Genomic DNA, 12,716 nt, shown 5'->3' with positions numbered 1-12,716 from the left:
GAAAAATGAAACAAATGAGAGGAAGTTGGTTTATGAAAGCTGTTGTGATTAATCAGTACGGAAGTAAAGAGGTACTTGAAGAAGCCGAAGTAACACTGCCAGAATTATCGGAACATCAAGTGTTGATAAAAGAATACGCGACATCAATTAATCCGATTGATTGGAAATTGCGTGAAGGATATTTAAAACAGATGTTTGATTGGTCCTTTCCGATTATTCTTGGTTGGGATGTCGCTGGTGTGATTACAGAGGTGGGGAGTCAAGTAACGGATTGGCAAGTTGGCGATAAAGTTTTTGCTCGTCCTGAAACTACTCGTTTTGGCACCTATGCAGAAGTAACGATTGTGGATGATCATTTATTAGCAAAAATCCCTGAAACAGTTAGCTTTGAAGAAGCTGCTGCCGTTCCGTTGGCTGGTTTAACCGCTTGGCAAGCATTGTTTGATCATGGTCACCTTAAAGAAGGAGAAACTGTTTTAATTCATGCTGGTGCAGGTGGGGTCGGTACTTATGCGATTCAATTAGCAAAAGAAGCGGGCGCACATGTCATCACGACCGCTAGCGCAAAAAATCATGCCTTACTGAAAAAAATTGGTGCAGATGAAGTGATTGATTATCATACAACGAATTTTGCAGAAGTGTTAGCTGATATTGATTTGGTCTTTGATACAATGGGTGGCGAGGTTCAAAAAAATAGTTTTGATGTCTTGAAACCAAACACAGGTCGTCTTGTTTCAATTGTGGGCATTGAAGATGAACAATTGGCAGCCGAAAAAAATATTTCTGCTGAAAGTATTTGGCTGCAACCAAATGGAGAACAATTACAAAAAATTGCTGATTTGATGGCAGCTGGAAAAGTGAAATCAATTATTGGTGAAGTTTTCCCTTTTTCTAGACAAGGGATTTTTGATGCCCATGCACTTAGTGAAACGCACCATGCAGTTGGTAAAATAGTTGTTCAAATGACAGAATAAAAAGAACCTCAGACAGTGGATTATCTTAAAATATGAAAAATGGGCCTAAGTCATTTCGACTTAGGCCCCACTTTTTTGTTAAGAGGACAGATGTCCCAACCAAGTTTGTGTTTCCTTAATTTCTTGATAAGTTAATTGATGACTTTGTGTCCAAACCTCTTGTACGGTTGCTCCATGATTCTGAAATAATTGAATCACACGCATACTCTCAGGCAGTGGGACAATCGGGTCATGCTCTCCTAGAGATAATAAAACAGAAGTGTTGGTCAAGTCTGGTTGATTGGTTAATTCAACAGGAAACATGGGATGATAGAGCACAGCTTGATGGTAGCTATCGGAATGAGTAAGCAGTAATTGAATAGCGATATTAGCTCCATTTGAATAGCCAATAAAAATAATTTTATCCAATGAAAATTGATGCTCGTTAGCGGCTTGTTGAATAAATTTATGAAGCGCCTCGCCACGTTTTTCTAGATCTTCTAAGTCATAATGACCTTCCGCTAGGCGCTTAAAATAACGATTCATCCCATTTTCTGAAACATCACCCCGAATACTTAGTACAGTGGCTTGTTTATTTAGCTCTTGGGAAATTGGTAGGAGGGATGTTTCATCACCCCCAGTACCGTGAAGTAGCACAAAGACAGGTGCTTCGGAATGTCCTTTTTTAAAAATTGAATGCATGTTTTTTCCTCCTTAGGCTCGTTTTGTATTGAAAGGCTTGATAACACTCTCAATATACTCACGACGGTTTTCTAAAAATGGCGCAAGAGATAACTTTTCTCCTAATGTTTCGTAAGGTTCATCTCCCATAAATCCTGGTTCATCGGTAGCTAATTCGACTAAAATATGCCCAATGCGAACATACAATGACTCAAAATAATAACGATCGACATAACCAGAGTTTTGTAAGCCTAAATGATCAAAGAGCGCTTGCCAAGTCCCAAGTGATTTACGGTCCGCTAGGCGGAATGCAACGTGATGTACTTCACCATATCCTTGTTGCGCTTGTGAGCTAGTATCATCGTCTACCAAAATGACTTGGGCACCATTGCCACCTTGGCCAACTTCAAGTAAATAGCGATTGCCTTCTTGTGCCACTACGTGAAAGCCTAGAATTTCTTCAAAGACTTCTTTGAATTCATGAAAATAGGAAATAGCTATTTCGACAGGTCCTAAGCCATAAATCGCAAATTCTGTTGGAACAGGTCCTTTTTTCCAAGGGGTGCCCGCTGCAACGCCCTGATTTAATTCATCAGAGATTAATTGATACGCTTGATCATCAAAATCCCAGAAGCGAAGGACTTTTTTGCCAAATTCTTCAGAAATACCTGTGTGTTTGACCGCAAATTCATTAAAGCGATTTTCATAATAAGTCAAAGCTGCATCTGAAGGAACACGGAACCCTGTTCTTGAAATTGTATTGGTTCCTTTTAATCCTTTAGGGTTATTGGGAAAATCGAAAAAGGTCATGGTTGTACCTGGTGTACCCAAATCATCAGCAAAATAGGTATGGTAAGTATAGATATCATCTTGATTCACTGTTTTTTTGACTAAACGCATCCCTAAAACGTCTGTAAAGAAGTGATAGTTTTTTTCTGCATCACTTGTCATAGCTGTAACGTGGTGGATTCCTAATAATTGATCTTCTTTTTTCATCATTATTTCCTCATTTCGTTTCATTTGTTATTTTTCGTAAAGTTTTTTGAAGAAGTGTTAATTCTTCGGAAGAGAGTTGTTCAAATGCTTCTGCAATTCGCTTTGCATGCATCGGAAAAATTTCTTCAATTAATGTTTTTCCAGCTTCTGTTAATTCAACGTAAGTAATGCGTCGGTCTTTTTCACTGGGAGTGCGCGTCACATAGCCTTTTTTATGTAATTGATCAATAACATAAGTGGTGCTGCTGCTAGCGATTAAAATTTTCTCCTTAATTTTTTGGATGGTCTGAGGACCTTTATGGAGTAACAGCTCTAACACTGAAAATTCTGTAATGTTTAAGTAATAACAAGTGACATCTTGCTTGGCAAGTTGCTCTAGTTGATGGCTGGTTCTTAATAAACCGATATAGGCTTTTAAAGCTTCTTGCTGTTGGCTCATTGTTTCACCTCTTTTTATTTCGAATTCGAGATAAATATAACTTACTTTTGGTAAGTGATCAATTAATATGCTTAAAAAGACAGCCAGCAAAAATTCACATTTTTTGCTGGCTGTCTTTTTTATTTATTTTAGAAGATTGTTGGAACTAAGCCGCCATCGATTCTTAAGGCTTCTCCTGAGAAGGAAGAAGAATCTGGGCTGGCCACAAAGGTAACAAAACGACCAATTTCTTCTGGTCGAATGAGTCGTTGGATTTGTGAACGAGAACGATGATTTTTCATGAAATCTTTTTCCCAATCTTCTTTGGGAATGTCTGAATCAGCGTACATATCTTCCAACATTTTTTCTACACCTTCGGTAAGGGTTGAGCCAGGCATTACTGTGTTAACTGTGACATGTGTGCCGACAGTTAAATTGGATAAACTTTTAGCTAAGGAAAGATTCATCGTTTTTGTCATGCTATATTGAGGCATTTCGCCAGAAGGCATTACCGCTTCTTCGCTAGCAATGAAAATAATGCGACCAAAATCTTGCGCCAGCATTTTAGGTAGATAAGCTTTTGCTAATGCGTTGCCTGACAACACGTTCACAGTAAAAAATTTTTCCCAAGTGGCGTCATCGATGTCCCAGTATTCCATTGGTTCAAAAATCCCCATATTGTTCACTAAAATGTCGACTTTAGGGAATTTTTCAAGTAAAGTAGTTCGTTGAGTTTCAATGGAAAGATCGGCAGTTCCTTCATGAGGATGAGTGTCTGGAAACATTGTTTGTATTTCTTCAACAACTTTGGTTACTTCGGCTTCATTGCGCCCATTGATAATGACATCGGTCCCTTCACGAGCCATTTCAATCGCAATTGCTTTGCCAATTCCTTTGGTTGAACCAGTAATTAATGCTAATTTATTCGTTAAGTGTAAATCCATTTAAATCCCTCCAACGTTTGTCTATATCTAGTGTAGGTCTTTTTCTGGACTTTTAAAAGGAAAAAGTTTTTTCGGCCTGCGGGAAACAAGCCCAAATAATTACTTAACAGCTGAATTTTCACTTTTTGGGCGTAAAACGAGTAATTATTGTCAGTAAAAAAGCGTCACTTTTTTGATAGAATAACTAGAGACGAAATTGGCTAAGACCAATTTTTGTAAAGTCGTACATAAAAAAGAAGAGTGGGAATGCTATGAAGAAACAATATTACTGGAATATACCCGATAAATTACTGATCTCATTAAAGCAGCAGGAAAAATTATATAGCTTTTATAAAAACGAACAAAGTAAGGCAAGAGAATTAGTAGAAAACTGTCAGACGGTCTTTTTTCCTGAATTAGTCGCTTCGTTGAATAAAATAGACGAGCGCATCAAGTTGTTGATATTCTATCAAAATTTAGAAGATTGTGAGCTTTCAGAAGAAGAAATTATTGCCGTGATTGAGCGAGAATATTTTGTGACTTTTTATGAAACAATTGAAGAACCGACCACTGAAATTATTAGTAGTCATTCTATGTATTATTTATTACAACAACCGACTAAAGAAATGCTTTGGGACTTAGACTTTAGTAACATGTTAAAACAAGGTCAGTTAGTTGATTTAATGGATTACCAAAAATTGACCAAATGCTATCAAAAACTGCAGAATCAAGCTAAAAATTTGATTGAAAAATTAAATAAAGAAACATTTTACACATTCTATAGTCAACTTTTATTGATTGATTGCCAATGCAAATTATTAATAGAAGAGGCGCTTCTAAAAGAAGAATCATTGATGACGGTCGATGAATGCTTAACAGCCATTAAGCAAGAAATTCGAAAAATTCATTTTGAACAATTTAAATACCAACATTATTTATTCGAAGATTTATCTTTGCGGTATCAAGTTTAACAAAAGTGACAAAAAGAATGGTTGAATCTAACAAGAATGTTCGTTGTTTTCTGTTATATAAAAAGATATGATAGTTTCTGTAGAAACAGCAAAGGAGACGATTCATGAACGCAAATCGCTTAAAGTTATTGATGATGGGGTTAATGGTTCTTGACCATATTAGTTATTTTGTTCCACCAGAATGGGCACTGATTTTTCATGTGATTACTCGTTGTGTCGGCGTGTTTTTTGGTTACATGGCTGTAGAAGGCTTTAACTATACACGGAATGTTTATCGCTACAATGGTCGTTTGTATATTTGGGCAGCAATCATGTTTGTTGGAAATACGCTTCTAAATCATTTAGTGAATAATCCAGCTGTCGCTGTTCACAATAATATTTTCTTCACCTTAGCCCTTGGGGTCAGTATGTTAATTGTGACAAAAGCGATGCTAGAAATGCCAAAAATCAGTTTAAAAATTGTTTTATTAATTAGTGTATTAGCAATTTTAGGAATAGGAGCAATGTTTGCTGAAGGTGGCATTGTGATGTTACCTTTTATGTTGATTACGTATCTTGCCAGAAAGAGACTTGTCTTACGGAACTGTTTATATGGTGCATTAGCGCTCTTTTTCTTAGTTACAAGTTTTCAATGGTTGGGAGATTGGCCAACAACAATTGAAATGTTAGCTTATAATTCTGATTTTATGTTTATCACTGTGTTACCATTTATATCGCTTTACAATGGTGAGAGAGGGAGCAAAGCACCGTTTTTCAAATATTTATTTTACGGATTCTATCCGCTTCATTTATGGCTGATTGCATTGATAGCCAATTACGTTCATTAAACCTTTTTATATTAAAAGAATAAAAACAGCGACTCACCAAAATGTGAGTCGCTGTTTTTTTAGATGGGTAAGATACTGATTCCTAAAAGAAGAGTGACAAGTAGAAAAACAAAAAGCACAATTCGCTTATCATGAACCAGTAAGGCAATGTATTCTCGGATTAGAGCAGTTGGTAAAAAATATAAGGCAGTTGGCGCCCCGACACCTTCAGCTTTTAAGCCGACACGATGGGCATACATAGCTCCTCGTAAGACATGATAGTTATTTGTTGAAAAAATAACAGAGGGCTGTTTAGAATCAGACGGCATCTTTTGCCAATCTGCCTGAATGATTGCTTTAGAAAACAACATATTTTCATAAGTGGTTGTGGATTGGTCCTCCATTAAAATTGCTTCTGCAGGAATATTTTGTGAAAGCAAATATTTTTTCATTGCGAAAGCTTCGGCCACAGGTTCGTCAGGACCTTGACCACCGCTGACTACAAATTTAGCGGTGGGATTTTTTTCATAGTATTCAATCCCTTTATCTAACCGACTTTTCAAAAGCGGAGGTACTTCCTCGCTACGAATTCCCGAACCTAAAACAATGATATAATCAACCGCTTTTTTTAAAGGAATCATTTGGTACATCCATGAATACAAGACGTAAGCAGCAAATAGAAAGGTCAGCAAAAGATCCATTAACAATAGAAAAAGTAAGAACAGAAAAAGCACATAAGGTATTTGCGCTGTGCCAACTGATAATAAATATAGAAAGGCTGGTAAAGCAATTAATAAGTTTAGCCCTAAGCCCGCCGACAATTTAGCCGTGACACTTTTGCCTTCTTTCGTTTGCATCGTACGTGAGTTAAAAATAAAGTAAAGGCAAATGCCGATAAACACAGCGGGAATTAATAGATAAGCAATGGCCAAGGTAATTAGGTCGCCATTCTTAAAATGTAAATAAATTTTGTCTAGTCCGATAAATAGTAAGGTGACTAATGACAATAAGGTGCCAGAAGCCAGAGTGATACCGCCGAGGATACTGCGGTTATTAATTTTTAATATACCAAATCCTAATAGGGCGATAAGCAAAAAAAATAGTAGTAGTGCCATTTAATTCCTCCTAAAAATAAGTATCTAAAGTATAACACGCTTTAGGAGCTGACATAAATAAACAGCTGTGCCAAAGCATAAGTTATCCTTTCATTCTTAGAAAAAAAGTTTTTTCATGAAAAGTAAATTAGATAACAATTGTTTAGAGAAGGAAAAGCTTGATTTACTAAGCTTTTCCTTCTCTATAAAAAATATTAATAAGGGCATAAAAATTAACAATTTGTATGCGCTTACATACTGGGGTAGATTTAAAGTGTAAAGAAGAAAAAATGAGGTGAGAAAATGATCACTGTTTCAATTGCAGGAGGTTCACAACCAGAGATTTTACAGTTAGTTAAAAAAGCGCTAAAAGAAGCTGAGCAACCGTTGCAGTTTATTGTATTTGATACAAACGAAAATCTTGATACTGAAAATCTCTGGAAATATGTTCATTGCTCAGATGAGGCTACGGTAGCACAGGAAGCTGTCAGTTTAGTTGCAACCGGTCAAGCACAAATTTTATTGAAAGGAATAATTCAGACCCACACATTACTAAAAGAACTGTTGAAAAGTGAGCATCAATTAAAAAATAAACCGATTCTTTCCCATGTAGCAATGGTGGAGCTGCCTGCGGGAAAAACCTTCTTGTTAACCGATTGTGCGATGAATATCGCCCCCACTCAAGCGACACTCATTGAAATTGTTGAAAATGCTAAAGAAGTCGCCCAAAAATTGGAACTGCATCACCCAAAAATTGCTTTGTTAAGCGCAGCGGAAAATTTTAATCCTAAAATGCCTTCGTCTGTTTTAGCAAAAGAAGTCACGGCACATTTTAATGATCAACAAGAGGCTACGGTTTTTGGCCCACTTTCGCTTGATTTAGCGACCTCTGAAGAAGCGGTTGCGCATAAACGTTACAGCGGTCCTATCATGGGGGATGCAGATATTTTAGTGGTCCCAACTATTGATGTTGGCAATTGTTTATACAAATCATTAACCTTGTTTGGGCACGCCAAGGTGGGAGGAACGATTGTTGGCACAAAAGTCCCAGTCGTTTTAACATCTAGAAGCGATTCAACAGAAAGTAAATTCCATTCATTAAGATTTGCCATGAGACAAGTTTAAAAAAAGGAGCAGAAAACAATGGAAACAGTATTGGTTATTAATCCTGGCTCGACCTCCACTAAGTTAGCGCTTTTTGCTAATCATGATTGCTTGGCGGAAGAAACGCTTAGACATAGCGTCCAAGAATTGGCACCTTTTGAAAATGTTGTCAGTCAAACATCATTTCGAAAACAAATGATCGCGGAATTTTTAGAAACACATAACATCACACAATTAGCCGCTGTCGTGGGGCGTGGTGGTTTGCTTAAGCCTATTCCTGGCGGTACGTATCTTGTCGATCAACAAATGCTAGAAGACTTGCGGACAGAACGCTTTAATACCCATGCTTCAAATTTAGGGGCGATTTTAGCTAATGAGTTTGCAGAAAAATATCACGTGCCAGCCTTTATTGTCGATCCTGTTGTTGTAGATGAGCTACAGCCATTAGCCAGGATTTCCGGATTAAAAGGCATTCAGCGGCGTAGCGTTGGTCACGCCTTAAATCAAAAAGCGGTCGCTCGAAAAATCGCTGAGGATTTAGGGAAAACATATGAGCAAAGCAATTTTATCGTTGTTCATTTAGGTGGGGGCATTAGCTTGGGGGCGCATCAAAAAGGCCGCATGGTGGATGTGGTAAATGGGCTTGATGGTGAAGGTCCTTATACACCTGAACGCAGTGGCGCCTTACCGCTCGTTGAATTTGCGCAATGGATACTTGAACAGGAGTTAACGATTAGCCAAGTGAAAAAGCTAATTGCGGGGAATAGCGGTCTTAAATCGTACCTAGGTGAAACAGATTTACGGCATATCCAAGCACAAATAGCTACAGGTAACCAAACAGCAAATTACTGTTTAAAAGGAATGTGTTACCAAATCGCAAAAAGTATTGGCGAGATGGCCGTGGTTCTTGAAGGCGCAATTGATGCAATTATTTTAACAGGGGGCGCAGCCTATTCGCAAACCGTTGTTCAAGAAATTAGTCAAAAAGTCACTTGGATTGCACCAATTAAGGTTTACCCAGGTGAAATGGAGATGGCTGCTTTATATGAAGGCGTCAATCGAGTATTAACAGGGGAAGAACAAGCTTTAAATTATAGTGAAGCAAAAATTGAGCAGGAGTGATCAAAATGGCGGAACAAACAGATTTACTGATTTTAGGTGGCGGAACAGGAGGCTATGTAGCAGCAATTCGAGCCGCACAAAAAGGGCTAAACGTCACAATTGTTGAAAAATACAAATTAGGTGGCACTTGTTTGCACAAAGGCTGTATCCCTACAAAAGCTTTATTAAGAAGCGCAGAGGTTTTTGATACCTTAAAACAAGCAGCTTCTTTTGGGATTGAAACAGAGGCAGCGTCCATTGATTTTTCTAAAATACAACAACGGAAAGAAGGAATTATTGAGCAGTTACACAAAGGTGTTGAAGGCTTATGCAAGAAAAATAAAATCAAAATTTTAGCAGGCGAAGGTGCAATTTTAGGTCCCTCTATTTTTTCACCAGTCTCTGGCGCAGTGGCAGTTACGTTTAATGATCCAACACGGGAAGAAGAAATTATCGTTCCTAAAAATGTCATTATTGCGACAGGTTCTAGTCCTAAAACGTTACCTAATTTGCCACTGGATGAAGAATTTATCTTATCTTCTGATGGGATGCTTGAATTAGAAGAGCTACCAGAATCAATTGCAATTATTGGTGGCGGCGTTATTGGTGTCGAGTGGGCTTCTTTATTAAATAGTTTAGGTGTCAACGTAACTATCATTGAATTTTTGGATCGGTTACTTATAAATGAAAGTGCAACAATTTCTAAAGAATTAAAGAAACGTTTAGAGCAACGAGGAATCAACATTTCATTAGGTAGCAAAGTCCAAGAAGCGAAAGTTACTGGACAGAAGGTTCAAGTAGAAGTTGCAGGTCAAGATACCCTCACCGTTGACAAAGTCATGGTAGCAATTGGACGTCAACCCAATATCAATAAGTTAGGGTTACAGAATACCTCAGTGAAATATACTGACAAAGGCATTGAAGTAAATGAATTTTATCAAACTACAGAAGGACATATTTATGCGATTGGTGATTGTATCAATACACTTCAACTAGCCCATGTTGCTATGAAAGAAGGAGAGTTAGCTGTTCAGCATCTTTTAGGCGAGACAGTTGAACCTTTAAATTATACAAACGTGCCTCGAGGTGTTTATACAAATCCTGAAATAGCAAGTGTCGGCTATACTAGAGAAACTTTACCAGCAGATAAAGAAGTAGTGATTGGCACCTTTAATTTTAACGGTAATGGTAAATCACTTGTGTATGGAGAAACAGATGGCTTTATAGAAGTAATTCGTGACAAGAATACCGATGATTTATTAGGGGTTTCTATGATTGGCCCACATGTCACGGATTTAATTGCCGAAGCAAGTACTGCCATGTATTTAGATGCCGCGCCCATTGAAATTGGTGAAGCAATCCATGCGCATCCAACAATGACAGAAGTATTGCAAGAAGCAGCCTTAGATACTTATGGCTTAGCGATTCACAAATAGAGAAAGGTTGATGAAAATGAAAGCGCTTAAAAAATCAGGTTTATCCAAAGAAGAATTGATTCAGGCATATCGTCAAGTACTACGAGGACGTCGTTTAGACGAACGGTTGTGGCAATTAACAAGAATTGGTAAGACCTCTTTCAATATTTCTGGTCAAGGGGCAGAAGTTGCACAAGTAGCGATGGCGATGGCTTTTGATCCTCAAAAAGATTATTTTTTACCGTATTATCGTGATATGACTGCGTGCTTGGTTTGGGGCATGACCTCCAAAGATATTTTAATGGGTTCTTTTGGAAAAGAAGCGGATCCTTCTTCCCATGGTCGTCAAATGCCGAATCATTATGGTTCAAAAGAGCATAATATTGTTTCCTTCTCTTCAACAGTAAGTACACAAATGCCATTAGCGACAGGTGTTGGTTATGCAGCGCAACTTCAAAAAGCTGATTTTGTTGCATTGACCACCACTGGGGAAGGCTCTGCCAATCAAGGAGAAGTCCAAGAAGCTATGAACTTTGCAGGCGTAAAAAAATTACCAGTCATTTTTGTTGTTGAAAATAATGAATATGCGATTTCTGTCCCAATTGAAGAACAGTATGCCAATAAACGCATGGCCGATCGTGCGAAAGCTTATGGCTTTGAAGGTGTAACCGTTGATGGTAGTGATTTTACTGAAGTCTATCTAGCATTTAAAGAAGCAGTAAAAGCGGCTCGCGGGAAAAAAGGACCAAAATTGATTGAATTAATGGTTTCTCGCTTGACTTCTCATTCCGCTGACGATGATCAATCTGTTTATCGTTCAAAAGAAGAAATTGAAGAGATGAAAAAGAACGATGCAGTGAAGCTTTTTGAAAAACAATTATTAGAAGAGGGCTATTTAACAGACGAAGACATTGCCAAAATTGATGAAGAAATTCGTGCAGAAATCAATCAAGCAACCGATGAAGCAGAAGCAATGCCAGATCCTGTACCGACATCAATTTTAGAAGAAGTGTATGCACAATAAGAGAAGAGGAGAAGAAATAAAATGGCTGAGATGACTTATTTAGAAGCAATTAACTTAGGAATTTCTGAAGAAATGGCTCGTGATGAAAAAGTAGTTATTTTTGGAGAAGATGTCGGCGGCGACAAAGGCGGCGTGTTCGGTGTAACAAAGGGCTTGGCTGCTAAATACGGTGACGAGCGTTGTTTTAATACACCGTTAACAGAAGGCTTAATTGGTGGTTTAGCTGTTGGCTTAGGTTTAATGGGCTATCGCGCAATTGGTGAATTTCAATTTGCGGATTATATTTTGCCTGCAACCAATCAATTGTTATCAGAGGCTCGGACAATGCGCTATAGAACAAAAGGCGATTGGACTGCGCCAATCGTTTATCGGACACCTTATGGCGGCGGTGTTCGTGGTGGGCTATATCATTCTCAGTCTACAGAAAAAGTTTTTTGCGGACAACCAGGATTAAGAGTGGTGACCCCCTCTAATCCTTATGATGCAAAAGGGATGATTAAAGCAGCGATTCGTTCCGATGATCCAGTCATTTTTTACGAACATAAGCGTTTATATCGTTTACTAAAAGATGAAGTGCCTGCAGATGATTATATCGTACCAATTGACAAAGCCAATGTCGTTAGAACGGGTAGTGATTTAACCGTGATTAGTTACGGCATGACCTTGCAATTAGCTTTAGCTGCGGCGGAAAAACTAGCCGCTGAAGGAATTGATGCCGAAATCGTCGATGTTCGCTCATTATATCCTTTAGATCGCGAAACATTAGTGGCTACAGCTAAGAAAACAGGGAAGGTCTTACTCGTAACAGAAGACAATAAAGAAGGCAGCGTGATGAGTGAAATTGCGGCAATGATTGCAGAAGATGCTCTCTTTGATTTAGATGCACCAATTCAACGACTTGCAGGACCTGATTGTCCAAGCATGCCTTATGCATTACCTTTAGAAAGAGAATTTTTAATCAATGAAGAACAAGTATTAGCAGCAATGAAAGAATTAGCAGAATTTTAATTGAAGTAAGGAGGAAAAATAAATGGCCACAAAAGAAATCAAAATGCCTCATCTAGGCGAAAGTGTCACAGAGGCAGCCATTGTCCAATGGTTAGTTAAACCAGGAGATTCAGTGAAACGCTATGATCCCTTAATGGAAGTCGTTTCTGATAAAGTCACCACGGAAGTACCATCAGATTTTGATGGCGTAGTAAAAGAATTTCTGATTTCTCTAGATACAGA

General features: G+C 38.1%; 13 protein-coding genes and 1 pseudogene. 9 read left to right on the top strand and 5 right to left on the bottom strand.

The window, feature by feature from the left end:
• The first annotated feature begins 5 nt into the window (after positions 1 to 5).
• Positions 6 to 974 carry an NADP-dependent oxidoreductase gene (locus IGL49_RS06625; protein WP_174108231.1) on the top strand — a complete coding sequence of 323 codons (969 nt, stop codon included), beginning with the start codon at positions 6 to 8 and terminating at the stop codon, positions 972 to 974.
• A 78-nt stretch (positions 975 to 1,052) separates the two neighbouring features.
• On the opposite strand, the gene IGL49_RS06620 is transcribed toward IGL49_RS06625, so the two are convergent.
• From IGL49_RS06620 to IGL49_RS06605, 4 genes are all read right to left on the bottom strand, one after another.
• Complete coding sequence (locus IGL49_RS06620; protein WP_104853679.1) at positions 1,053 to 1,655, bottom strand: alpha/beta hydrolase; 603 nt, start codon at positions 1,653 to 1,655, stop codon at positions 1,053 to 1,055.
• Positions 1,656 to 1,667: 12 nt separating this feature from the next.
• Positions 1,668 to 2,630 carry a ring-cleaving dioxygenase gene (locus tag IGL49_RS06615; protein ID WP_033596522.1) on the bottom strand — a complete coding sequence of 321 codons (963 nt, stop codon included), beginning with the start codon at positions 2,628 to 2,630 and terminating at the stop codon, positions 1,668 to 1,670.
• Positions 2,631 to 2,640: 10 nt separating this feature from the next.
• A complete protein-coding gene (locus IGL49_RS06610; RefSeq protein WP_104853678.1) occupies positions 2,641 to 3,069 on the bottom strand; it encodes a MarR family winged helix-turn-helix transcriptional regulator in 429 nt (142 codons plus the stop codon).
• A 128-nt stretch (positions 3,070 to 3,197) separates the two neighbouring features.
• Positions 3,198 to 3,992, bottom strand: a complete 795-nt coding sequence (locus IGL49_RS06605) for an SDR family NAD(P)-dependent oxidoreductase (protein WP_104853677.1) — start codon at positions 3,990 to 3,992, stop codon at positions 3,198 to 3,200.
• A 251-nt stretch (positions 3,993 to 4,243) separates the two neighbouring features.
• Between IGL49_RS06605 and IGL49_RS06600 the strand changes: the two genes are divergently transcribed.
• Together IGL49_RS06600 and IGL49_RS06595 are read left to right on the top strand one after the other, a co-directional pair.
• Complete coding sequence (locus tag IGL49_RS06600) at positions 4,244 to 4,942, top strand: DUF7006 family protein (RefSeq protein WP_104853676.1); 699 nt, start codon at positions 4,244 to 4,246, stop codon at positions 4,940 to 4,942.
• Positions 4,943 to 5,046: 104 nt separating this feature from the next.
• Positions 5,047 to 5,769 (top strand): TraX family protein, encoded by a 723-nt coding sequence (locus IGL49_RS06595; protein WP_010717608.1) that lies wholly within the window; start codon positions 5,047 to 5,049, stop codon positions 5,767 to 5,769.
• Positions 5,770 to 5,828: 59 nt separating this feature from the next.
• Here IGL49_RS06595 and IGL49_RS06590 read toward each other — a convergent pair whose 3' ends face one another.
• A complete protein-coding gene (locus IGL49_RS06590) occupies positions 5,829 to 6,863 on the bottom strand; it encodes a YdcF family protein (RefSeq protein WP_104853675.1) in 1,035 nt (344 codons plus the stop codon).
• A gap of 282 nt (positions 6,864 to 7,145) precedes the next feature.
• On the opposite strand from IGL49_RS06590, the gene ptb reads away from it, so the two are divergent.
• From ptb to IGL49_RS06560, 6 genes and pseudogenes are all read left to right on the top strand, one after another.
• Positions 7,146 to 7,967, top strand: a complete 822-nt coding sequence (gene ptb / locus IGL49_RS06585) for a branched-chain phosphotransacylase (protein ID WP_104853674.1) — start codon at positions 7,146 to 7,148, stop codon at positions 7,965 to 7,967.
• A gap of 18 nt (positions 7,968 to 7,985) precedes the next feature.
• Positions 7,986 to 9,068, top strand: a complete 1,083-nt coding sequence (buk, locus tag IGL49_RS06580; protein ID WP_104853673.1) for a butyrate kinase — start codon at positions 7,986 to 7,988, stop codon at positions 9,066 to 9,068.
• Positions 9,069 to 9,073: 5 nt separating this feature from the next.
• Positions 9,074 to 10,483, top strand: a complete 1,410-nt coding sequence (gene lpdA, locus IGL49_RS06575) for a dihydrolipoyl dehydrogenase (RefSeq protein ID WP_104853672.1) — start codon at positions 9,074 to 9,076, stop codon at positions 10,481 to 10,483.
• Between the two features lie 10 nt (positions 10,484 to 10,493).
• Positions 10,494 to 11,486, top strand: coding sequence for a thiamine pyrophosphate-dependent dehydrogenase E1 component subunit alpha (locus IGL49_RS06570; protein ID WP_104853671.1), 993 nt, complete (start codon positions 10,494 to 10,496; stop codon positions 11,484 to 11,486).
• Positions 11,487 to 11,507: 21 nt separating this feature from the next.
• Positions 11,508 to 12,494 (top strand): alpha-ketoacid dehydrogenase subunit beta, encoded by a 987-nt coding sequence (locus tag IGL49_RS06565; RefSeq protein WP_104853670.1) that lies wholly within the window; start codon positions 11,508 to 11,510, stop codon positions 12,492 to 12,494.
• Positions 12,495 to 12,516: 22 nt separating this feature from the next.
• A pseudogene (locus IGL49_RS06560) lies at positions 12,517 to 12,687 on the top strand (biotin/lipoyl-containing protein); the annotation flags it as partial.
• Positions 12,688 to 12,716 lie beyond the last annotated feature (29 nt).

The organism is Enterococcus sp. DIV1337a, from assembly GCF_051712285.1.
GTDB classification, from domain to species: domain Bacteria; phylum Bacillota; class Bacilli; order Lactobacillales; family Enterococcaceae; genus Enterococcus; species Enterococcus faecalis.
Note: the sequence above shows the minus strand (reverse complement) of the source record. Positions and strands in the feature narration are given on the sequence as shown.